The sequence below is a fragment of the Thiolinea disciformis DSM 14473 genome (genome assembly GCF_000371925.1).
Lineage (GTDB): Bacteria > Pseudomonadota > Gammaproteobacteria > Thiotrichales > Thiotrichaceae > Thiolinea > Thiolinea disciformis.
This window is the reverse complement of record NZ_AQVE01000005.1, coordinates 136,690-159,997: the sequence shown is the minus strand read 5'-3', so window position 1 is coordinate 159,997 and position 23,308 is coordinate 136,690. Positions and strand designations below refer to the sequence as shown.

Genomic DNA, 23,308 nt, shown 5'->3' with positions numbered 1-23,308 from the left:
AAAACTTTATTGGCGATGGGGTTGAGAGAGTACATTGACCCATAAAGCAGTGGCTCCGGCGACACCGACAGGCATGGCTAAGAAGTTTAAAAACGGAATAGTTGTCATTAAGGATAAAACCGAACCAAAACCTAGCGCTTGGGCGCGATATTGTTTCAAAGTGGCTAATTCTTCTTTGAAGTAGAGTTCGTGATTCCCCATCGGATAATCCACATATTCCACAGCCATCATCCACGCGCCAAAGACTGCCCAAGCAAACGGGGCAATGGGTGCCAGTAGCGGAATAAAAAGTGAGATGAGGGTAAGCATGACTAGGGGGATTAGCCATTTGACGATATACCAGAGTTTACTGAGTTCACTCCGAAAGGTACGCACTATTAAACTGGGAACACTTTTTAAGCCTTGAAACTCTGCTACCGGTAAACCTTTTAAGTGCTGCTCAATACGTTCTGCCAAAATGCTATTAAAGGGTGCAGCGATAAGATTTGCCAATAAGGTGAAGGTATAAAACACGACAAAAGCTACCAGTACAATAAAAATTGGCATCACTAACCATTCTAACCACTCAAGATAGGTGGGTAATAGTTGCTCTAACCATACATGCAATTGATTGCTTAATAGCCAAATGCCCCCTGAAAAAAGCACAATGTTGATTAATAAAGGGATAATCACAAAGGGGCGAATGCCCGCTTGATTCAAAAGCTTAGCGCCGCGCAGAATATAGTTAGGTCCAGCGCTGAAGCCTGCTATCGGATTGCTTCCTGTAACACTCATACACTCTAATCCACATAAAAGTTGGCGCGAGTTTCCCGCAGAAGTTTTATTTGTGCAAGATAAAGCACTTGTTCTCGTTTTTCTTTTGCTGATAATGCAGCATCTTTTTTAATAAGTCTTAAAGCCACTATGACTCCTATTGCTCAACAAATTGCCCAAGAATTATCCGTTGCCGAGCGTCAAGTTAGCGCTGCTATTCAACTATTAGATGAGGGTGCTACCGTGCCCTTTGTGGCGCGTTATCGTAAAGAAGTTACGGGTGGTTTGGATGATGGGCAATTGCGTAATTTGTCCGAGCGCTTGACTTATCTACGTGAATTAGCGGATCGCCGCAGCGCTATTTTGAAAAGCATTGAAGAGCAAGGCAAATTAACACCTGAGCTCGCGCAAGCCCTGCAAGCAGCTGATACCAAAACCCGTCTTGAAGATTTATATCAACCGTTTAAGCAAAAGCGGCGTACCAAAGGCCAGATTGCCATAGAGGCTGGCATTGAGCCTTTGGCTAATGCGCTGTTAGCCAATCCGAGCCTCTCACCTGAGCAAGAAGCTAAAAACTATATTAATCCTGATGAAGTATTTAAAGCAGCCTTTAGCGATGAGAAAGGGGTTTTAGAAGGGGCAAAATATATTTTAATGGAGCGTTTTGCCGAAGATGCTGAGTTGGTCGGGAAGTTGCGGGATACCATGCAAGAACAAGGCAAATTAAGCTCTTCAGTCGTCGTGGAAAAAGCAGAAGAAGGTGCGAAATACCGCGATTATTTTGACAATATGGATGCCTTAAGCAAAATTCCCTCACATCGTGCATTGGCGATGTTTCGAGGCCGAAATGAAGGTTTTTTAAATTTAAAACTCGATATTCCACACGCTGAGGACACACTTCATCCCAGTGAGGTGATGATTGCGCGTCAATTTGGTATTGAGAATCGCAAGCGTGCAGCCGATGCTTGGTTAGCTGAGGTCGTGCGGTGGACGTGGAAGGTGAAATTACACCTTAAACTGGAGACAGAATTGTTGTCTGAGTTGCGTGAGCGCGCTGAAGCGGAAGCGATTCGGGTGTTTGCGCATAATCTCAAGGATTTATTGCTAGCAGCACCTGCAGGCGCACGGGTCACCATGGGTTTAGATCCTGGTATTCGTACTGGTGTTAAGGTGGCCGTGATTGATGCTACTGGACAGTTAGTTGACCACACGACGATTTATCCACATCCGCCGCGTAATCAATGGCAGGAGTCTTTGAAGTCTTTAGCACAGTTAGTGGCAAAGCATAAAGTGGCTTTAATTGCGATTGGCAATGGGACAGCGTCGCGTGAGACAGATAAGTTATGTGCTGACTTAATCAAGCAACATCCTGATCTTTTAGTACAAAAAGTCATAGTCAATGAAGCGGGGGCTTCCGTGTATTCCGCCTCGGAGACCGCTGCGAAAGAGTTTCCTGATCTGGATGTAACTCTACGTGGTGCGGTATCGATTGCGCGGCGCTTACAAGATCCTTTGGCAGAATTGGTTAAAATCGATCCCAAGGCAATTGGTGTAGGTCAATATCAACACGATGTTAGTCAAACCCAATTGGCAAAGAATCTCGATGCCGTAGTTGAAGATTGCGTCAATAGCGTTGGCGTCGAGGTAAATACCGCGTCAGCGGCTTTATTACGGCGTGTTGCCGGTTTGAATCAAACTATTGCCGACAATATTGTCGAGTTTCGCAATCAACAAGGACGTTTCACGAATCGTAAAACTTTACTGAAAGTGCCGCGTTTAGGGCCAAAGGCTTTTGAGCAAGCCGCTGGTTTTTTACGGATTCAAGGTGGCGATAATCCCTTAGATGCTTCAGCAGTTCATCCTGAAACTTATGCCGTTGTTCAACGTATCGCTGAGCAAACAGCAACGCCCTTGGCTAAGCTGATAGGGAATACTCGTTTGCTAAAATCGCTTAAACCTGCTGAGTTTACCGATCAGCAATTTGGTTTACCAACGATCACGGACATTATCAACGAATTAGATAAACCGGGGCGTGATCCACGGCCTGAATTCAAAACTGCAAATTTGAAAGAGGGCGTAGAAACGCTAGCAGATTTAAAGCTCGGTATGATGCTAGAGGGTACGGTCACCAATGTGACTAACTTTGGTGCTTTTGTGGATATTGGTGTCCATCAAGATGGCTTAGTACATATTTCCATGTTGGCTGAGACATTCGTCAAAGATCCACATGATGTTGTGAAGGCAGGCGATATTGTGAAAGTGAAGGTGTTAGAGGTCGATCAAGCCCGTAAACGGATTGCCTTGACCATGCGTTTAAACAATGAACCACAACCCATGACTAAACAAGCCCCTAATAAACCTGCAGCAACTAAGCCTGCTTTAAAATCAGAACGTGCTAGTAATAATGTTTTTGCGGATGCGTTTGCCAAGGCTAAACAGAAAAATCAAAATTGAATAGCCTATCAATAAAAACCATAGAACGAAGCTTAACTATAACTTAATGATGGGTTAGTATGAATATAAAATAATCACGCTGTATACATAAGTACTATATAGAGGGAAAAGTTATGTCACAGGTCACTAGCAAAGGGAATGCTTCTAGGTTTAACAAGGAGTTTGAGGCAGCCTCTACTGAAAACTGCCCGAAGTGTGGTAGCGATCAGTGGGTAAGAATTCGTAGAGGGTGGTGGCAGAAGTTTGTACATAGTCGGGAAAATCGTTGTTATTGCCTGAATTGCCAGCATAAGTTTTGGCGTGTGAGCCATTGGCGGTAAAATTACTGCCTTCTATCCTGCACTTTTTGTCCTGACCTCATTTCTTAGCCAAGCTCGGCTAGTATTGAAAAATCGCAACTCGCCCTGATGTTGCGATATATCTAATAATTACCTGTCCCTATGCCATTAAGCTTATGAGTAACTACTATGTCATCGCGTCATATTCATAAAATGTGGGCTGAAGCTTGTGAATTATTATCGCAAGCTGAGCGTTTACAGCGTCAAGCCTTTCGTCCGCTGGCCTCTGCAGGTTTTGCTACTTGGGAGCCGCCGATGGATATGTTTGAAACCGATGATGGCTTGTTTCTGACGGTTGCTTTGCCGGGGATTGATGCTGAGCGCATGGAAGTTTATGTAAGTGGTGGTGCCGTTACTATTAGTGGAATGCGCCCCACGCCGCGTTTGGCGCAACAAGCCTTGATTCACCGCATGGAACTGCCTTATGGGCGTTTTGAGCGACGTATAGCTTTACCATCAGGTCATTATGAGCTAGCCACCCATCAATTGCATTTGGGTTGCCTCCAACTGAATTTACGCAAACTTTGAGGTTATGCCATGAATGAATATCAAACACTAGTGGTAGAAGGGTCGCCTGCGGGTGTTGGTCACGCAGATCAATTAATTATCCTGCCAACGCGCAATGTGGTGCTATTCCCTGGCGTCATTTCGCCATTAACTTTGGGGCGCTCCGCGAGTATTGAGGCAGCACAAGAAGCGATGCGTCAAAATCGTCGTTTGGGTTTGTTATTACAACAAAATCCTGAAATCGACGATCCTAGTGCCGCCGATCTTTATCAGATGGGCATAGTGGTCAATATCTTGCGCTATGTTACTACGCCGGATGGTACGCATCATCTAGTTGTGCAGGGTGAAGGACGTTTTCGTGCGCTAGAGTTTGTGCCTAATAGTGTGCCCTTGGTCGCGGTGGTAGAAGAGCTTATAGACGCGCCGACCGACGATACTGCAATTGAAGCGCGGATGCGCCATTTGCAAGCTAAAGCCTTGGAAGTTGCCGAGTTATTACCGCAAATATCTGCGGAAGCCGTGCAAGCACTGCGGAATATCAATTCGCCCGGCCAATTGGCAGACATGATTGCAAATCTGATTGATATGCCACCTGCTGAGAAGCAAGCTTTATTGGAGCTTATTGATTTACGCGCGCGTTTAGACAAGGTCGCGGAATTGGTACGTCATCAATTAGAAGTACTGAAAATTACGCAAGAGATTGATAAAAATGCGCGTGCCTCCATGAGTGAGCGGCAACGTGAATATATGTTGCGTGAACAATTAAAAGCGATTCGTAAACAACTCGGCGATGAAGACACGAATAGTGCCGAAATTGAAGAAATTCGTATGGCCTTAGATGCGGCAGCTTTGCCTGCCGAGGCAGATGAACAGGCACGTAAAGAATTACGCCGTTTAGAGCAAATGCAGGAATCATCTGGTGAATATACGATTACGCGCACTTATCTGGATTGGTTAGTCAATTTGCCGTGGAGTCGGCTTGACACTGAAACTATTGATGTGGCTAAAGCGCGCGCGATTTTGGATGCTGACCATTTCGGTTTAGAGAAAATCAAACAGCGTATTTTAGAGTACTTGGCGGTTCGTAAATTGAACCCGAATGGGCGTAGTCCCATTTTGTGCTTTGTTGGGCCTCCTGGGGTGGGTAAGACCTCCTTAGGCCAAAGTATTGCACGAGCGATGGGTTTAGAGTTTGTACGGATTAGTTTAGGTGGGGTGCATGATGAAGCCGAGATTCGTGGCCATCGTCGTACTTATATGGGCGCTTTGCCGGGGAATATTATCCAAGGTATGCGTAAAGCAGGTACCCGTAATCCGGTATTTATGCTAGATGAGATCGATAAGTTGGGCGCCGGTGGGTTTCATGGTGATCCGGCTTCGGCCTTTCTTGAGGTCTTAGACCCCGAGCAAAATGGTACTTTCCGCGATAATTATCTGGCGCTGCCGTTTGATTTAAGTAAGGCGATTTTTATTGCCACGGCAAATGTTTTGGACGCAATTCCAGGGCCATTACGCGATCGGATGGAAGTGATCGAGTTATTGGGTTATACCGAAGAAGAAAAGGTGGAGATAGCTAAACGCTATCTTGTAAAACGCCAACGCGATAATAACGGTTTACAAGAAGGGCAAGTACAGGTCACGGATGCGGCCTTGCATAGTATTATTGGTGATTATACCCGTGAAGCTGGTGTCAGAAATCTGGATCAAAAAATGAGCGCAGTCATGCGGCGCGTGGCAATGCGTGTCAGCGAAGGTGAGGTGACGCCAATTATCATTGATGCTGCGGATGTCCCCAAAATTTTGGGTGCGAAGCGGTTTGAAAGTGAAGTTGCGATGCGTACCAGTGTTCCAGGGGTGGTTACGGGCATGGCTTGGACACCGGTAGGTGGCGATATTATGTTTATCGAAGCCACTAAAATGCCGGGGCATGGCCGTTTAATTACCACCGGTAAGCTAGGCGAAGTGATGAAGGAAAGTGCGCAAGCCGCCGTGAGCTTGGTTAAATCACGAGCAGCCTCTTTGGGCATTGATTCAGACTTGTTTGAAAAGAACGATCTGCATATTCACTTTCCAGCGGGTGCTATTCCTAAAGATGGTCCAAGCGCTGGTGCGGCTATTTACACGGCTTTAGTCTCGCTTTTTACCAACCGTTGTGTGCGTAGTGATGTCTCTATGACCGGCGAAATCAGCCTACGTGGTTTGGTGTTGCCGATTGGTGGCGTGAAAGAAAAATGCTTAGCGGCATTACGTGCTGGGATTAAAACGGTGTTATTGCCAAAACGTAATTACAGTGATCTTGAAGATATTCCGGAAAATGCGCGTAAGCAATTGCAGTTCATTTTCATGGAGCGGGTGGAAGATGCGATTGAAAATGCCTTAGAGCCAGCCCTATATGATTTGAAATCCGCTGCTTAGCTCAAATCCATTGAACCACTGGAGTAGATAGAATGCTCCAGTGGTTCTCATCAAAAAGGCAGTGCTGTATCAGACTGCCTTAAATGCCCAATCCTAAGATGTTTTAGTTATCTGGCATAACTTACATGTGTAACGCGCCCGTTGTAGTGTGACACACGAGGGTGATCATCATAACGGCTAGGACGCTGTGCACGATAATGGCTAGCTGCAAGGCAGTTGCGCTCCCGTTGTGTGACACGTCCGTCAACACGCACACAACGATTATTGGCAGATAAGTATGGTGAGTGACGTAGCTTTTTCATATAAGCAGCACGAGTGGGTGCTTGCTTTTTTATCGCACAAGACGCTGCGGGGCGTTTACCATGTTCATTAGAACCGGCAAAGGCCGCGTTATTTGCCATTAACATACCAACAGCAATCGCTGTGACTGCAATTAATTTGCGCATGATTTGCTCCTTAGAATGAATTAATTCGTTGCGTGTTTCGGTGTGAAAAGCATCCAAGCCCTCGGATGCCTTATAACTTACGACCACATTGCGCAAAAAAAACTCCCTAATCGTGTAAAAAATATGAATTTAGCTAAATACTCTTATTAACTACGAATACCAACACCTCGATTGAGCAAGGACAAGCTAAAGCTGCCCAATATTAGAATGAAGGTAATAATAATGAGGTAGCTAACCCATAAAGGAATGTCGGCAAAACCCAAAATGCCATAACGGAAACCATTCACCATGTATAACACTGGGTTCAATAAAGAAACTTTTTGCCAAAATAGTGGCAGCATGGAGATGGAGTAGAAAACGCCGCCTAAATAGGTAAGGGGGGTTAATACGAAGGTGGGGACGATGGAAATATCATCGAAACTGCGAGCATAAACGCCATTAATCAAGCCAGCCAGTGAGAATAGCATGGAGGTGAGTAGGCCAATGCTGATCATGACGAAGAGGTGCTGAATGGATAGATTGCTGAAAAACAATGAAACCAAGGTAACTGCAGTCCCGACAGCCATCCCCCGTGCGACACCGCCACTGATAAAGCCCGCTAAAATAATCCAATTCGGGGTCGGTGAAACCAGCATTTCCGCAATATTGCCTTGAAATTTGCTGCCATAAAACGAGGAAACGACGTTCGCATAAGAATTGGTAATCACGGTCATCATGATTAAGCCAGGAACGATAAAATCGATATAATTATGGCCTTCCATTTGCCCAATCTTAGGGCCTATGAGATTGCCAAAAATAATGAAATATAAAGCTGTAGTAATGACAGGTGGCAAAATGGTTTGAATCCAAATGCGCGAGAAGCGTAATACTTCACGTATCAAGAGAGTGGTATAGGCTGTCCATTTTTGTTGGGTATTCATTGTTTTTCTCCCACCATATCAATGAATAATTGTTCTAAACGATTGGTACGATTACGCATACTAATGACTTCAATCTGTCGTTCATTTAGTACTTGAAATACCTCATTCAGTGAGGAAGTACTGCGTAAAAACGACACATCAAGGGTTTGCGGATCGCGTAAGGAAAAACGACAGCATTCGGGGCTATCAATCGTTTCTAAGGGTTTAGCGAGGTCAAATACATAATGTTCGCTATCCATACGGCTTAGCAATTCTTTCATACTGGTGTTTTCGATTAGTTCACCTTTAGCAATAATCCCAATATGGCGACATAAACTTTCCGCTTCTTCTAAATAATGCGTGGTGAGAATAATCGTCGTGCCTTGTTGATTGAGTTCGGTGAGAAATTCCCACATGGAGCGACGAATCTCTATATCAACACCCGCAGTAGGTTCATCCAAAATTAATAAGCGTGGCTCATGGATCAAGGCACGTGCAATCATGAGACGCCGCTTCATGCCACCAGATAAGGTTCGTGCTTGCTCTTTGCGCTTTTCCCATAAGCCTAATTGGTTTAATAAGGTTTCGGCACGTTGCGTGGCTTGTGGGCGTGTAATGCCATAATAGCCACCCTGATTGATGAGAATTTCGCCGACTGGTTCGAAGACATTGAAATTGAATTCCTGTGGGACTAAGCCAATTTGTGCTTTGGCTTGTTCGCGCTGGGTATCCAGATCGTAGTCGAAGATTTTGACGGTGCCTGAGGTTTTGTTAACTAAGGAGCTAACGATCCCAATCGTAGTGGATTTACCTGCCCCATTCGCACCCAATAAAGCATAAAAATCGCCTTGCTCAACGCGTAAATCAATGCCTTTAAGTGCTTCGTGCCCATTGCTATAAGTTTTGCGTAATGCTTGAAGTTCTAGTGCGGCGGTCATAGCGCCTCCTGATAATCAGAGGGCGCAGATAGTAGCACGCCGAGCAAAAGCACAGAAGATGAGAACTTTTTCGCGGGTGATTAGTGACGGCAATCTAATGTAAGGGTTTGAAATACCGAGGTATGATCTTCAGGGAGTTTTACCGTTTCTTTGGATAGAGTAATTTTTTTGCAGCTCTTTGCTAAAGTGGCATCGACCTTAACTTGCTCAAGATTGGGATAGTTTAAATTGGCTGAGCCATCTTGATCGGCCATGCGCAAACTAAATTCATGACCGGCTACAGTTACGGGTGATTGGAGTGCAACACTGAATTTAAGCTTGAGCTGTTTATTGGTGTAATCCATACCAAGATTGGTGTATTTGCCCCACCCAAGGCTTTTGCCATCCAGCTTTGGCTCGGCATAATAATTTAAAGCAACCAAATCGCGTAAAATATCCTCTGAGCGTTTCTGCAAGGTCGCCAAGCGCATAGCTGGTGATAAATCATCGCCATCCAAAATAAAGCTGGAAACTTCAGGATCATAGGTCCAGGTCATTTCGACAGCACTTAATTCCCCGCTGTCATTCGCTTTGAATTGATTTGCTATGTCAATTTGATAGTGCACGCCACCTGCTTGCACGAGTACACTGAAAACTAGACCTAGGCCAGCTAAGCTAAAGCGATAGAATAACGATTTCATGATAGTCATACTCCTATGCTCAAACGAGCCATTAAGGTTTAAGGGGGGATAAAGGGACGAGTAGCATTAAGGCTAGTACCATGCTTGCGCCAGCGGTGATCCATGCCCCCAATATTCTGACTGCCAATCCTTGCCACGGTTTATTGAGGAAATAAGCTATGACTTGAGCACTAACTAACATGAGTCCACTGCCAAGTGCCACAGCGACCAGGTGTTCTGCCATCTGGTGTGTTTTCATTCCCGGTAGGCTAGGGGCTGTAGATGCCAAACCAATAAATAGGCCTACCAGTAAAGCTGCAAAGATGAGAATGCTTAAGGGCAGTCGGGGTGGGCGCAGCGCGATTATGGAGCCTATAAAAACACTAGCAGCTAAAAGATAATAATCACTTTGTGGCAGGCTAATAAGTCGCGTTAATAGTAAGCCTAGGATTAGGCTAGGTGTCAGTGCGAACCACAAAGCACGCATCCCTAGCCTACCGCATTGCACGCTCAAAAGCGCTAGTGTGATGAGACACATGACATGACTAGTTGCCCACAAAGGATGCAACAAGCCGTTCCAAAACCATGCGCTCATGAAGTCATAGGATTCCTGTTAAAAAGCCGACACCGGCTAAGGCGATGACGCCACCTGCTGCGCGAGCCACCATTTTACCCACTGGCCAACGAATCAGTTCCCCAATCGCAATACCAGTGAGGTGTAATAAGCCTGTGGAGACCACAAAGCCTAAGCTATAGGCTAAAGGATTGGCGGCACTCGGTAATTCAGCGCCATGGGCATAGCCATGGAAAATCGCAAAAATAGCGACCACGATGGACGCTATCCACAGTGAGGGTTTTGTGGGTAATACAATCATGATGCCCAATACTACGGAGGAAAGTGCAATACCTATTTCTATTCCTGGAATAGGGAGTCCAGCTAAGCCTAAAACCCCTCCGAAAGCCATGACTAGAGGAAATACAATCGGTAGCACCCAAATCGCGGGGCGGCCCATAAAAGCACCCAAAATCCCTACCGCAACCATAGCACTCACATGATCTAATCCCATGAGGGGGTGCATAAAACCACTGGCAAAACCACCCGCTAAACCTACACCAGTATGTGCAAAAGCCGCTGGACTCAATAAAAAAGTGAAGATAATACTTAAAACTATCTTGCTAGAAGGGTATCTCATATCTGCTGTCCTCAGGTAAAAGTATCTGATTCTATTCGATTTTATCACGCGCAAAAACGGGCTCATGGGGTTTTTGGCTTAAGTCTGGACGATACCTATAACCGTTAGCCTGAAAGTTTAGTAAGTCAGCCTCGTCCGATATTTGCTGTTCAAGTATATAACGAGTCATCAATCCGCGCGCGCGTTTGGCAAAAAAGCTAATTATACGATACTTGCCTTGTTGTGCTTCTTTAAAAACAGGTGTGATCACTGAGGCTTGGAGTTTCTTGGGTTTAATGACTTTAAAATACTCTTGCGAAGCAAGATTAATGATTTGTTTTTGCTCTCTGGTTGCTAGTTCGTGATTGAGATGCTCCGTGATGGAATCGCCCCAAAAGCTATACAAATCTTTGATCGCCTCTTGTTGAAAGCGCGTGCCCATTTCCAAACGATAAGCCTGCATCAAATCAAAGGGACTTAATAAACCATAGAGGCCAGATAAAATACGTAAATGCTTGCGTGCGTGGTCTAGAGCGCTGGCACTGAGTTGGTGGGCTTGTAAATGTTCATACACCTCTCCTGCAAATACGAATAAGGCTGGTTTAGCATTAGTAAGGGTAAAGGGAATATGCCATGCTTGATAGCGTTCCAGATTAAGCTGCGCTAAATCGTCACTCATTTGCATCAGTTGAGCTAATTGTTGGGGCGAGTAACAACGTAACCTCTCTACTAAGTAGTGAGCTTTATTGAGAAAGACCGGCTGGCTGGTTTCAACCAGTGGATAGTTTAGGTCGTAGCGTAGTTTTTTAGCAGGTGAGAGTAATACTAACATAGCTTGGTTTTAGGGGTGTTAAGATCAGTTATTTTCGTGAGGTTTATAGGTTTAAATCGTTGATTTTGCTAATATTGGTTGCTGTGTAATCCCAGAGCTAATAAGGCAGAATAATTTGCAGTCGGATTCGTAAAAACGCAGCGTTATTCGTACTACTGTTGTATTATGGAGACATGAAGAGAGTTAGTTTGTTCGTGGATGTACAGAACATTTATTACACTACGCGCCACGCCTACACAAGGAATTTTAACTATAACCGCTTCTGGGACTTGGCAACCAGTCATCGAGAAGTGGTATGCGCTTGCGCCTATGCGATTGATCGTGGCGATCACAAACAGCAACAGTTCCAAAATATTCTGCGCAGTATTGGTTTTGATGTGAAGTTGAAGCCTTATATTCAACGACGTGATGGCTCATCTAAAGGCGATTGGGATGTCGGCATTACACTGGATGTAATGGAAGCTGCTCCCAAAACGGATATTATTGTATTGGCCTCAGGGGATGGCGACTTTGATTTATTGTTGCAACGTATTCACCAACGATACACCCTAGAAACTGAAGTCTACGGTGTACCTTTATTAACCTCGAATGCCCTGATTCAGTCCGCCACGCGTTATATACCGATACGCGATGATTTACTGCTCTAATTTACACTAAAGACTGGCCTGTTTTTTTCCAATCTTCCATAAAAGCCGCCAAACCTTTATCGGTTAAAGGATGTTGGTACATTTGCTTTAAGATTTTTGGTGGCAACGTTGCTACGTGAGCGCCTGCAAAAGCTACATCTAGCATATGCTTGGGGCCACGAATCGATGCGGCCAGTACTTGGGTTTTTAAATTAGGGTAATTGTCATAAATGGTGACAATGTCACTAATTAAGGCTGAGCCAGACTCACCAATATCATCTAAGCGTCCTACGAAAGGCGACACATAAGTTGCGCCTGCTTTTGCAGCTAATAAGGCTTGTAAGGCGCTAAAGCATAAAGTGACATTGGTTGCAATACCGTCATCTGAAAGCTTTTTGCAAGCTTTGAGACCATCCACGGTGAGGGGTAGTTTAATGCAGACATTGGGTGCTATAGCACTGAGTACTTTAGCTTCTTTCAACATGCCTTCTGTATCAGTAGCTAAGACTTCAGCGCTTACGGGGCCTGAACTGATTTCACAGATTTCCTTGATTAAGGATTTAAAATCACGGCCTGAACTAGCCACTAATGAAGGGTTAGTCGTAACACCATCGACAAGACCGGTTTCACAGGCTTCGCGAATTTCTTTAATATCACCCGTATCAATAAAAAATTTCATAGGCTACATCCTTCCTTTGTGTTGTTTTAATTGCCAATAGCATAGCAGATTAATGAATGCGTTGGATGCCATTTGGGTTTGGGCACTGTAAACAACCCTTATGCACATGTAGGCGGGTATGGGATTGATAATCAGGGTGAATATGGGTGATATATTGATCTTTATCGGAGCAGCCGGGCAGGCGCACTACATGGGTGTGTGGTTGATTAGGAACATTCATAACAAACTCACCTAAGGCCGGATCAACAGGGTCTTTCGGTGCAGTAGGGGTGTTGGTAGTACAAGCAGTTAAGCTAGTGATCAATAAAAGTGATATGGCAATTTTTAGCGACATAAGCCCATTCTCAAGTGAGTGGAAAACGGGGGATTTTACGCGCTACACAGCAGCCTCGCTAGAGAGCCACCAATGATAAGGAAATGCAGGTACAAGCCTTAAGCACTCTATCCAGCTAAGTTGAGGCTGCTTGGTGTTTGTATGGTATGCTCGGTTTAATAACTGTTCTAACTGATAAATATAATAATGAAAAAGACCTACACCATCGAATCCATGACCTTCAAAGAAATATCGCCCTGTAAAGGCTCAGCAGTGTGGTTATTGTCTGATGAGAAAGGGATGCCTCGTAAAGTGAGTGGAATTGTTGAATTAGACGCGAAGGGCTTGATTGAAAAGATTAATGCTATTTATTCACGTGAAGAACCTTTGGTTGAGTCACTGAAAAACCGTTCAGAGGGCGATACTTTCACGATTGATTTTACAGGCTTCAATGAGCAACACTCTTTTCCCGAGCGTGATATCTATCAAAATATGCGCCGTCATGAACAGACCCAAGGCTTGGGGCGTAATGCTTGGCGTATCGTTTGGGTACTGTTGATTATGGGTTTGTTAATGCTTGCCTATACGGGGGTGAATAGTGTTGTTAGTATGAAGGATAATTTTAGTACACCTTTGCAACGGACTCGATGAGCTATTTAGATCGTATTGCAGCTTGCCATCAAGCAGATCTTTCACAATATCTAGCGTGGTATATCGCAGGGCAGGTGTATGGCTATCTCTTACCAAGCTTTAGCGAACGTTTGCAGCGCTGGCCGACAGTTTTTCAGTTTAGCCGGCAGGGTATGCATTTCTGTCCTAACTTACAAACTTGTCAAGAACGCACGGAAATTTTAAAGCCCATTTTGCAACAATTGCATCAGGAGGCTGTCATTGATACTTGGGTCGGTGAAACTTATCCGGTGACATTAGGTTTTGATCAGCCTGCACAATGTGAAATGGAACGTGCGGCAACTTTATATTTTGGTGTAAAAACCTTTGGTGTGCATGTCAATGGTTTAGTACGCAAGCCGGATGGCATTTATGTTTGGGTGGGGCGGCGTAGCTTAGCTAAGCCTTTCTGGCCGGGTAAATTGGATCAATTAGTCGCGGGTGGTCAGCCATTTGGCTTAAGTCTCTTGGATAATGTTGTTAAAGAAGCTCAGGAAGAAGCTAATATTCCTCGCGATCTAGCGCAGCAAGCCAAGTTGGTCAGTCAACTGCATTACCAGCAAACGACCCCACGTGGCTTAGAAAATTCGACTATTTTTAGTTATGATCTGTGGCTGCCGGAGGATTTTGTGCCTAAAAATAATGATGGTGAAGTCAGTGATTTTTATTTGCTATCCTTAGCAGAATTGGCGCAGCTAACCGAGACCACCACGGATTTCAAAGACAATTGTAATTTAGTCAATATTGACCTCCTACTAAGACAAGGTTACATCACCGCGCGTTATCCTGATGTCGAGGTAATACGCCAAACACTTTATTGTCGCTTTAGTTAATTGAACATTTTGGGAATATTCATGAGAGAAGGCCAGCCGAGCACCATTTACCTACGCGATTATACACCCCCCACTTATGACGTGTTGTCACTGGAGTTGAGCTTTGACTTGGGGGAGGACTATACGCGGGTTAACAATGAGGCCGTTTATCAGCGCCGTGACCCATCGACTACCACGCTCGAATTGATGGGTGAGCAATTAGTCTTAATTAGTATTGCGATCAATGATCGTGTATTAGCGCCGCATGAATATGTAGTTTCAGACACTGGCCTCAGCTTATTCAATTTCCCTGAGCGTGCAAAGCTTACAATAGTCACTGAGATTTACCCGCAGAAAAACACCTCCTTAGAAGGTTTATATCAATCAAGTGGTAATTTCTGTACCCAATGTGAGGCACAAGGTTTTCGTAAAATTACCTATTATCCCGATCGTCCCGATGTGATGACTGTATTTACCACACGTATTACAGCGGATAAAGTGAAATATCCGGTATTATTATCGAATGGTAATTTAGTCGAGCAAGGTACTTTGGCCGATGGTCGTCATTGGGCGCGTTGGCTTGATCCTTTTCCTAAGCCCTCGTATTTATTTGCGCTGGTAGCGGGTAATTTATTGCATGTCGAGGATCATTATACGACGACATCTGGTCGTGTAGTGGTATTACGTATTTATACTGAGCCACATAATATTGATAAATGTGATCATGCCATGCAGTCGCTTAAACGTGCTATGTATTGGGATGAGCAGCGCTTTGGTTTGGAATACGACCTTGATATTTATATGATCGTAGCCGTAGATGATTTTAACATGGGGGCTATGGAAAATAAGGGCTTAAATGTTTTTAATTCCAAATTAGTATTTGCTAGTCCTGAAACAGCGACAGATTTTGATTATATCAGTATTGAATCAGTAATTGGGCACGAGTATTTTCATAACTGGACAGGTAATCGTGTCACTTGTCGTGATTGGTTTCAACTATCACTCAAGGAAGGTTTAACCGTTTTTCGTGATCAAGAATTTACAGCGGATTTACATTCGCGTCCGGTAGAGCGCATTGAGTCCGTGCGAACCTTGCGCACTTCGCAGTTTGCGGAAGATGCTAGCCCGATGGCCCATCCGATTCGGCCTAGCTCATATATGGAGATCAATAACTTCTATACCATGACGGTCTATGAGAAAGGCGCAGAAGTAGTACGCCTTTATCAAACCTTATTAGGGCGTGAGGGTTTCCGTAAGGGTATGGATTTATATTTCCAGCGCCATGATGGTCAGGCGGTGACAACGGAAGATTTCTTAGCAGCCATGGCGGATGCGAATCAGGTTAATTTGAGCCAATTGCAGCACTGGTATGATCAAGCAGGTACGCCAGAGGTGACGGTGAGTTTAGACTATGATGCGGCCACGCAAACGTGTACCTTGCATTTGAGTCAGACTTGTCCACCCACCCCAGAAGCTTCCACAAAACAAGCGTTTTTAATCCCGATTGAGCTAGGTCTATTAGCTTCCGATGGGCGTGAAATACCTTTGCAATTACAAGGTTCTACTGCACCGGCTGCTAATGCTATGGTCTTGCGTTTAGAGCAAGCCCATCAGGTGTTTAGCTTTAATCATGTCCCAGAAAAGCCTGTGCCTTCCTTACTACGCAATTTTTCAGCGCCGGTGCGTTTGCATTTTGATTATACGGAGGCTGAGCTGATTTTCTTAATGCGGCACGATCAAGACGCTTTTAATCGCTGGGATGCGGGTCAGCGCTTAGCGATGTTAACTTTTAAGCGTTTATTGAGCGATTTATCCAGTGATGAGCCTTTGGGCTTGGAGCATGAGTTTGTTAGTGCGTGGCAAGCAGTTCTAACGGACGAGAGCTTGGATGTTGCCTTGCGTGCAGAAGCTTTGACCTTACCCTCCGAGGCTGATATTGCAGAAGTGAATCGTCCGGCTGATCCAAGTGCGATTCATACGGTACGCGAATTTGTGCATACCACGCTCGCCAAAACGTTACGCTTAGATTTCGAGGCGTGCTATGCAAGCTTGCAAGATCACGGCACTTATCAAATTGATGCGGTAAGTATGGGCAGACGCCGCTTGAGAAATATTTGCTTAGCGTATTTAGGTCGTTTGCGTGAGAGCAGTATCAATAGCTTATGCGTTAAACAATATGCCGATGCTAATAATATGACTGATTCCTTGGCGGCGCTCAGCGTATTAGTCGATATTGATTGTCCTGAGCGTACGAAAGCTTTGCAGCATTTCCATGATCGTTGGCAGAATGATACCTTGGTTATGGATAAATGGTTTAGTTTGCAAGCGACCTCCAGCCTACCCAATACGTTAGAGCATGTTAAGCAATTGATGCAGCATCATCTGTTTGATATGCGTAATCCTAATAAAGTACGTGCGTTAATTGGTAGTTTTACCCAGCGTAATCCTTTGCATTTTCATGCACCTGATGGCAGTGGTTATCAGTTTCTGACGGAGTGTGTATTGGAATTGAATGCGCTGAATCCACAAATTGCTTCGCGTATGGTGCGGCCTTTAATGAATTGGCGGCATTATGAGTCAAAGCCAGCGGCTTTTATGCGCGAGCAGTTAGAGCGTATTAAAGCACATGAAGGTTTATCACCAGACGTGTTCGAGATCGTGAGTAAGAGTTTGGCCGCCTAGGTGCATGGTTAAAAATAATTAAAGAGCGGTATCAAAGCCGCTCTTGTTGTTTGTCCCAATCACGATAATTTAAGACATGGCCTTGGCTACGAATAGCGCGGGTTTTAGCTAGATCTAAATCCGCAAAAATCCACATAGGTTTATCAAGTTCACCTTGTACCAAGACCCCATTTTCAGGGAAACCCTGATCGACAGGGGTATAAACGCCTGCACAGCCTCGACTTATATCCACCGCAGGCGACCATGCCGCCTCACCGACCAAGGGCGCATGAACCACATAGCATTGATTTTCTAAGGCACGCGCTTGGCTACCAATTTTTACTCGATGATAACCATGCAACGTTTCAGTGACACTAGGAACCAAAATAAAGTCAGCACCCCATTCGATTTGGCGTCGAGCGATTAATGGAAATTCTGAGTCGTAACAAATACTAATGCCGATCTTGCCCACGGCGGTTTCAATTACTTTGATTTCGGTGCCAGCATCAATAAGCCATTCTTCACTTTCAAAACGGGTCATGATTTGTTTGTCTTGAAAATCCACTTTGCCAGTGGGATGAATCACATAACTACGATTAACAAACACAGTTTTCGCTTCAAGCTGCGTTTTTACAGGGAAACTACCAGCGACTACAGTGACTTGATAGTCCTTAGCTAAGCGTTGATGCGTTGCGAGAAAGTCAGGAAGATAAACTTGTAAGGCTTGTAATTGAGCTTGTAAATCACTTTGTAGGGGCTTGTCTAATAAAGAACACAATTCTAATGCAGCATATTCGGGGAATAAGAGTAATTGAGCGCCTTGTGTAACCGCTTCTTTTATCCAGCGCTCAAGTTTTTGCTCAAAGGCGGGAAAGCTTGGAAAATAGCTAATCTCATATTGTGCAGCGGCGATGCGGACGATGCTCATACTAAGGTTTTCATCCAATAAGTCAGTGTTTTTTCGGTGGGAAGAGGCTGGTCAATATCTTGCCAACTTAAGCGTGCCACTAAATGCGATTGCTTCACATAGCCACGTTTTGTCCAAAACTGATCCAAGGGTACGTAATCCATAGGACGTAGCGGGTGATTAAGCGGACGATCCACCGCACAAAAACAGGAATGGGTAAAACCCCCTAAGCGTGCGGCATGAGCTTCACGCTCACGAAAAAAAGCTACGCCTAAACCTTGCCCTCGATAAGCTTGCGCTAAAACGGATTCCCCACAGTAAAAAATTGTATCCAGCGCAAAGCCTGCAGCACGTAATGGTTTTTGAAAGGCCTCATCTTCGGCCCGCAGGGGAATACAAGACGAAGCACCGACCACTTGATCTTGATCGAATACTAAAATCATGGCCGCGTCTGGGCAGCGTAAATAAGTTTCGAGGTAATGCGCTTCATATTCCAGCGAGCCGTCATACAAATAAGGGAAGGCGCGAAACACCTCCATCCGTAAGCGTGCTAGGTCTTGGATATATCGGGCAAGATTATTACCTGTAACGGTTTGTAGCGTTATAGCCATAACCCCACTAAGCTCCCACTTGCGTTAACCAGTCTTGCAGGTTGTAGTAGTTGCTAATACGTGCCACTTTGCCATCACGTATTGCAAAAAATGCTCCAGCAGCTAAGCGATACGTTTGACCATGTGCTTCTGGCAAGCCCTCATCTGTTGCAAGATATTCACCTAGCACGACAAACTCAGCCGCCGCACGCTGCCCATCTTGGCTAACCATAATGGCAATATCTACTAAGCGCTCGCGATAACTGCGATTCATCTTTTGCATAAAAGTGCGAAAAGCGTCTAGGCCTATTTCACGTCCCGCCTGATTAATGTCGTGAATGACATCATCCGTGAGTAAGCTAAGAAAAGTATCCATATCGCCAGCATTAAAGCTGGCGTAATAACGATGAATCAAATCAAGTGTTTGTTGAGCTGACATACTAGACTCCTGCTATATTAAGCCTAGTATGATAGCTCAAAACCTACCAACAAGCGTTAAGTCCACCGCTACCACTGGCAGTACGTTGACCTGTTTGGTTCACTGTTAGCGTGCCACACTCCGTATCTTTCGCTAATTGCACGCCAATCGGTGTGGCAACCACCCGAAAGGTTTTTGAAGCCAAGGTGTCGACGGTAATCGTATAGCGTGTATTGAGTTTGCTGTCTGTTTTACAGTTAAGAGCCGGAATGCTTATCGCCGTCCCAGCGCTGGTTTTATTGTAAGCAAAGTTAGTGGCATAAAAGCGTTCCATATAGCTTACATGCTCTAACATGCAGGCTTTTGCCGTTGCACGATAAGACTTAAGGACATGCGCCATATAGGAGGGATAGGCTATTGCAGCTAATACTCCAATAATGGCTACAGTTACCATCAATTCTATTAACGTAAATCCAGCTAGTTTTTGGTTTTTCATAAATTCTTATCATTATTGGTTGATGACTTCGCGCCACGAAGTACGAGAGGGTACACCATGAGCACCTTGGGTCAGAATAGTGGTAATACTGCCGTTTTCATTAACAACCTCCATGAGATTGTCAATAAAGATAGGGTTGTGTGGACTGCTATCAAAACCAATACCTGAGATAATGGTGGGTACATTGTTGATGGTTAATTGGTCTAGTACATCAAATTTATCATCATCATTCACATCAAAAAATACCCGATCTAGGCGGGTGCCAGGGAAAGCATTAATAGCCATAATATAACCGGATCCGGACGGGCGACATACATCTTCTCGGCTAGGAATACGTGTTGTCCCAATTAAGGTATCTCCTTGGAAGAAGTTAGGGACAATAATCCGTTCACTAGGCGTAGCGTCTGCTGCATTTGTGGCAGGCGCTTCTAGATCAATATACCAACCTTTATAACCGGTTAAATCCGCAATTGAGCCGGTGTCTATCACTCTAACATCGTAGTTACCTAGCGAGCCGGTATTAGTAATCAGGCGTTGCTTTAATTGATTGCGATTCACTAGCACCCCTTCATCTTGAATACCATACCAAGTCTGTTGTGCCGTGTCGGTAACATCGCTTGAAGTCCAGAAGCGCCCTGTACCAAAGAATACCCAGCGCTTATTGGTCAAGGGGTCTTTACCTACGGCAGGAGCGGCAGTGATATATTGACTTTTTCCAGAACCGTCTTTAGCGGTAAAAAGCTTGGTAAAGTCATTACTTGCTAAGTTAAAACGCCATATATTACCGCTTAAATCGCCTGCATAAAGATCGCTAACAATGCCATTCGTTTGTTCGCTCCAAGCACTGACAGCAGTTAATCCATTATTAGTACTGCCACCTGTATCAAAAACAGTGGCGACTGCCGTTTTAATATCGATCATAACAAGTTTTGCTTTATCGTCAGCGCTATTAGGGCCATTACCCATAACTACCTGCCATGTGCCATTGGAGGTTTGAACAATAAGCGGTTTTCCTAGGGTATTGCCTAAAGCAGGTACGGTGGTGGAGTTAACCTCCCACAAATACTTGACATCAGTGGGATCAGTAACATCGAGTGCAAATAAGGCTTTTCCACCACGTCCCAGTGAGCCCACTAAGATAGTTTTCCAAGCGCCATCTAGATAAACATCCGCAGCCGTGATTTCACCATCAACAAAATAACGATGTTCATAATTACGTTCAGCGAGCAAAGGCATATTGGGCATCACAGTACTGGGTACAAAGGCATAGGTTTCTACACCGGTGATGGCATTAAAACCATGTAACATACCGTCGTTACCGCCGACATACAGTGTGGGTGTCCGATTGGCACGGGTGGCGGCGAAGGTGATGTAGGAAGATGCTCCTTGGAATTGCTTATCGACATAAAGTGTATCGATAGGTGCACCAACAACAACAGCTTGGGATTGGATCATATCCCCTAACATACTAACGCGTTTGCGGAATAAGCCGGTATCATCATTTTTAAATTCATTGGTAGAGTCGCCACGCAGGTAATTGATTAAATTCTCTGAGCCAAAAATACTTTGCTCGGCGATACTCATGGAAGACCATTGAAAGCGTCTATCTCCACTCATACGAATATTACGCAAATTCCAAGCGGGTAATTTTTCGGAGGTTTTCCAAGTGGGTGTCAGTGCGAATTTGCCTGTGGCAGGATCAATATCATAAGCCAAGATTTCACTATTCCAAGAACGTGTAAAATAGGCTGTTTGATAAATACGATTGCCCGTGGTCAGTTTTGACGATACAGAGGCAAGTGATGCACCGGTGGACAGGAAATTACTGGTCAAGTTGTTAAAAGCCTGTCTAAGGTTTTTAACCATCAGCGTTGCTTCACCTGCGGTGAAATAGTTATCAGGTCGTTTATAGGTGTTGCCATCTGCGGTAATAGTTTGCCCTGTTGTATTATACCAAGAGATGGGAATAGAGCTGACCCAAGTATCAGGATCATAGGTTTCAGCGGGGGGTACGATAAAGCCACCATATTTAGTCGCTAGCCAATAGACATTACGATCAGGGGGGGCTTGATATTGATTTTCCAATACATCCACCCAATAAGTTGATGCGGTCTGTTTGCCAATCATGGCTGCTTCTGGACGCAAATCACGTGTATTAGCATACCAAGCCAAGCCTGCCATAAAAGCCGAGTTATTGTTTCCAGAAAAATTATCTGTTTCACCTATATTACCAAGACCCTCCATCATCCCAATCTTGTTAGTTAAGGTAACGACATTAATAGCAGTGTCATTGGCTACCTCTGGAGGCATCGTTGGCTCGTAGGAGCGATAGCTAGGATTAGTGTTGCCTGGGAGGTTTTTATCACGGTGTGTATAAATGTCCCCAATGCCTAAAATAGCAGTTGCTTGACAGGGGGCTAGATAAGGATCAGTCCAGTCGGTAATAATGGGGAAACCATCCGCGTATTTATATTTCTCAGTTGCGGATAAAGTGTTACTGATCGAAGTGTAACTACTGACATTACCTAAATTACGCAAATAGCGAATCGCCATATAATACATCTCGCTGACGGGGTCACGTGCTTTATGACCGTTTGTCATCATTTGCCCGAATTTATTAATGTAGTTAATGACTCCACTGTCTGCAATGCTAGTAATACCTAACATGGTATTGGTCGCGCTAGCATCTGCACTATCTGGGTTTTGGATCAATATACCCGTATTGGGATCCCATTCCTTGTTCGGATTATCAATGTCAACACCACTGGTCAGATTCGCAAGATAAGGACCTATGGATTTTTGGCGAGCACGCAAGACTGCACCATCGCGGGTGTCCTTATTGATTTCCGGCACGGGAGAGGGATTTGATTTGTCATTGGTGTAGCCAAATACGCTATATCTGAGACGACTTGAGTAATTTTGTAATAAGCCTTCGGGTTTGTAATTTGAACCGTAAGCAACGCAATTTGCTTCGAGCAAATTGGGAACACAAACCTTAACGCGAATGCTAACTTCATACGTTCCACTATTGGTAGCGCTTCTTGTTTGAACACTTGGATCATAGGGCGTTATAGTGGTGGCTGTTTTGGCATTGGTATTATTCAAGCTAAAGTACATTCGATTACCTAAGCCATGAATTCTCATTTGAATATAGTTTTTATTAAAAGGCACGCTTTGACGTACTAGCGTGCTGTTGTCACCAGACGCTGGTAAGCGACGATCAGGGTACATGACATCGTAATACCAATCATCCTGCCATGCTTTTTCGAGAAAGGTTTCGTTCACGGTATCTTTGACGCGGTAGCCACCCGTTAAACCCAAACGGAACGGATCAATAGTTTGGGTGGCAGCCCAGTTAAGGAAGTTACCACTCCAGTATTGCTGAGAAGTGGAGCAGCTGTAGGGATAAGAGTTTAAGGTTGTATTGAGGCCAACAGGATAAAAGTGACGTTTTTTCTCATCGGCATCGTATTGATAGGCATAGCATTTTTTGGAGTCGAAATAGCCTATGTAGGTTTTATTGGCTGAATAATCGCCCAGATTAGCCACGCTATTAATGGTCGGATATTCAACAGAAGGTAAAAGCACCAGATTATCAGGAACCCCCCCCGAAACCACCAAGGGGGATTGTGATAAGGCTGTCGATGCCTGACTCGCTTGTGTCACAGCAAAAAGGCAGAATGCTAAGAGCCATTTTTTATAGAAAATGCTTGTTATATTCATT

23 protein-coding genes are annotated in these 23,308 nt (G+C 44.6%); 7 read left to right on the top strand and 16 right to left on the bottom strand.

Translation table 11 applies throughout. The annotated features are described in order from the left end of the window. Positions 1–6: 6 nt before the first annotated feature. Both cysZ and A3IE_RS23260 read right to left on the bottom strand, forming a co-directional pair. Positions 7–774 carry a sulfate transporter CysZ gene (cysZ, locus tag A3IE_RS0105815; protein ID WP_020394660.1) on the bottom strand — a complete coding sequence of 256 codons (768 nt, stop codon included), beginning with the start codon at positions 772–774 and terminating at the stop codon, positions 7–9. 5 nt (positions 775–779) lie between these two features. Beyond that, positions 780–902, bottom strand: a complete 123-nt coding sequence (locus A3IE_RS23260; protein WP_020394659.1) for a hypothetical protein — start codon at positions 900–902, stop codon at positions 780–782. Position 903: 1 nt separating this feature from the next. Between A3IE_RS23260 and A3IE_RS0105805 the strand changes: the two genes are divergently transcribed. The 3 genes from A3IE_RS0105805 (at position 904) to lon (ending at position 6,467) form a co-directional block, all read left to right on the top strand. Continuing rightward, positions 904–3,207 carry a Tex family protein gene (locus tag A3IE_RS0105805; RefSeq protein ID WP_020394658.1) on the top strand — a complete coding sequence of 768 codons (2,304 nt, stop codon included), beginning with the start codon at positions 904–906 and terminating at the stop codon, positions 3,205–3,207. 467 nt (positions 3,208–3,674) lie between these two features. Beyond that, a complete protein-coding gene (locus A3IE_RS0105800; RefSeq protein WP_020394657.1) occupies positions 3,675–4,073 on the top strand; it encodes an Hsp20/alpha crystallin family protein in 399 nt (132 codons plus the stop codon). 9 nt (positions 4,074–4,082) lie between these two features. Beyond that, the gene (gene lon / locus A3IE_RS0105795; protein WP_020394656.1) at positions 4,083–6,467 is read left to right on the top strand and encodes an endopeptidase La; all 2,385 of its coding nucleotides are present in this window, start codon (positions 4,083–4,085) and stop codon (positions 6,465–6,467) included. 107 nt (positions 6,468–6,574) lie between these two features. Here lon and A3IE_RS0105790 read toward each other — a convergent pair whose 3' ends face one another. The 7 genes from A3IE_RS0105790 to yaaA all read right to left on the bottom strand — a co-directional run bounded on the left by A3IE_RS0105790 (position 6,575) and on the right by yaaA (position 11,413). Next, positions 6,575–6,913: a hypothetical protein gene (locus A3IE_RS0105790; protein WP_157832842.1), complete on the bottom strand. Its 339-nt coding sequence runs from the start codon at positions 6,911–6,913 to the stop codon at positions 6,575–6,577. A gap of 146 nt (positions 6,914–7,059) precedes the next feature. Next, the gene (locus A3IE_RS0105785) at positions 7,060–7,833 is read right to left on the bottom strand and encodes an ABC transporter permease (protein ID WP_020394654.1); all 774 of its coding nucleotides are present in this window, start codon (positions 7,831–7,833) and stop codon (positions 7,060–7,062) included. Then, entirely contained in the window at positions 7,830–8,750 is a 921-nt protein-coding gene (locus A3IE_RS0105780) for an ABC transporter ATP-binding protein (protein WP_020394653.1), read from the bottom strand. The genes A3IE_RS0105785 and A3IE_RS0105780 overlap by 4 nt, the downstream gene beginning before the upstream one ends. Before the next feature lie 80 nt (positions 8,751–8,830). Next, positions 8,831–9,430 carry a DUF1007 family protein gene (locus tag A3IE_RS0105775; protein ID WP_020394652.1) on the bottom strand — a complete coding sequence of 200 codons (600 nt, stop codon included), beginning with the start codon at positions 9,428–9,430 and terminating at the stop codon, positions 8,831–8,833. Positions 9,431–9,461: 31 nt separating this feature from the next. Further along, positions 9,462–10,004 carry a HupE/UreJ family protein gene (locus A3IE_RS0105770; RefSeq protein WP_020394651.1) on the bottom strand — a complete coding sequence of 181 codons (543 nt, stop codon included), beginning with the start codon at positions 10,002–10,004 and terminating at the stop codon, positions 9,462–9,464. Positions 10,005–10,008: 4 nt separating this feature from the next. Next, a complete protein-coding gene (locus A3IE_RS0105765; RefSeq protein ID WP_020394650.1) occupies positions 10,009–10,602 on the bottom strand; it encodes a HupE/UreJ family protein in 594 nt (197 codons plus the stop codon). A gap of 31 nt (positions 10,603–10,633) precedes the next feature. Continuing rightward, positions 10,634–11,413, bottom strand: a complete 780-nt coding sequence (gene yaaA / locus A3IE_RS0105760; protein WP_020394649.1) for a peroxide stress protein YaaA — start codon at positions 11,411–11,413, stop codon at positions 10,634–10,636. Between the two features lie 173 nt (positions 11,414–11,586). Between yaaA and A3IE_RS0105755 the strand changes: the two genes are divergently transcribed. Beyond that, a complete protein-coding gene (locus A3IE_RS0105755) occupies positions 11,587–12,060 on the top strand; it encodes a LabA-like NYN domain-containing protein (RefSeq protein WP_026154804.1) in 474 nt (157 codons plus the stop codon). 1 nt (position 12,061) lies between these two features. On the opposite strand, the gene fsa is transcribed toward A3IE_RS0105755, so the two are convergent. Both fsa and A3IE_RS0105745 read right to left on the bottom strand, forming a co-directional pair. Continuing rightward, a complete protein-coding gene (fsa, locus tag A3IE_RS0105750) occupies positions 12,062–12,718 on the bottom strand; it encodes a fructose-6-phosphate aldolase (RefSeq protein WP_020394647.1) in 657 nt (218 codons plus the stop codon). 49 nt (positions 12,719–12,767) lie between these two features. Continuing rightward, the gene (locus tag A3IE_RS0105745) at positions 12,768–13,052 is read right to left on the bottom strand and encodes a hypothetical protein (protein ID WP_020394646.1); all 285 of its coding nucleotides are present in this window, start codon (positions 13,050–13,052) and stop codon (positions 12,768–12,770) included. Between the two features lie 186 nt (positions 13,053–13,238). Here A3IE_RS0105745 and A3IE_RS0105740 point away from each other — a divergent pair, with 186 nt between their 5' ends. From A3IE_RS0105740 to pepN, 3 genes are read left to right on the top strand one after another with little or no spacing between them, the layout of a single operon-like run. After that, positions 13,239–13,682 carry a hypothetical protein gene (locus A3IE_RS0105740; protein ID WP_157832841.1) on the top strand — a complete coding sequence of 148 codons (444 nt, stop codon included), beginning with the start codon at positions 13,239–13,241 and terminating at the stop codon, positions 13,680–13,682. Then, complete coding sequence (locus A3IE_RS0105735) at positions 13,679–14,533, top strand: NUDIX hydrolase (RefSeq protein ID WP_020394644.1); 855 nt, start codon at positions 13,679–13,681, stop codon at positions 14,531–14,533. The genes A3IE_RS0105740 and A3IE_RS0105735 overlap by 4 nt, the downstream gene beginning before the upstream one ends. A 21-nt stretch (positions 14,534–14,554) precedes the next feature. Next, positions 14,555–17,194 (top strand): aminopeptidase N, encoded by a 2,640-nt coding sequence (gene pepN / locus A3IE_RS0105730; RefSeq protein ID WP_020394643.1) that lies wholly within the window; start codon positions 14,555–14,557, stop codon positions 17,192–17,194. Positions 17,195–17,225: 31 nt separating this feature from the next. Here pepN and A3IE_RS0105725 read toward each other — a convergent pair whose 3' ends face one another. From A3IE_RS0105725 to A3IE_RS0105705, 5 genes are read right to left on the bottom strand one after another with little or no spacing between them, the layout of a single operon-like run. Continuing rightward, complete coding sequence (locus A3IE_RS0105725; protein WP_020394642.1) at positions 17,226–18,101, bottom strand: carbon-nitrogen hydrolase family protein; 876 nt, start codon at positions 18,099–18,101, stop codon at positions 17,226–17,228. After that, a complete protein-coding gene (locus tag A3IE_RS0105720; RefSeq protein WP_020394641.1) occupies positions 18,098–18,691 on the bottom strand; it encodes a GNAT family N-acetyltransferase in 594 nt (197 codons plus the stop codon). The genes A3IE_RS0105725 and A3IE_RS0105720 overlap by 4 nt, the downstream gene beginning before the upstream one ends. 7 nt (positions 18,692–18,698) lie before the next feature. After that, the gene (locus A3IE_RS0105715; protein WP_020394640.1) at positions 18,699–19,109 is read right to left on the bottom strand and encodes a ketosteroid isomerase-related protein; all 411 of its coding nucleotides are present in this window, start codon (positions 19,107–19,109) and stop codon (positions 18,699–18,701) included. Positions 19,110–19,152: 43 nt separating this feature from the next. After that, the gene (locus tag A3IE_RS0105710) at positions 19,153–19,584 is read right to left on the bottom strand and encodes a type IV pilin protein (RefSeq protein WP_020394639.1); all 432 of its coding nucleotides are present in this window, start codon (positions 19,582–19,584) and stop codon (positions 19,153–19,155) included. A gap of 12 nt (positions 19,585–19,596) precedes the next feature. Next, positions 19,597–23,307 carry a pilus assembly protein gene (locus A3IE_RS0105705; protein WP_020394638.1) on the bottom strand — a complete coding sequence of 1,237 codons (3,711 nt, stop codon included), beginning with the start codon at positions 23,305–23,307 and terminating at the stop codon, positions 19,597–19,599. Between the last annotated feature and the right edge of the window lies 1 nt (position 23,308).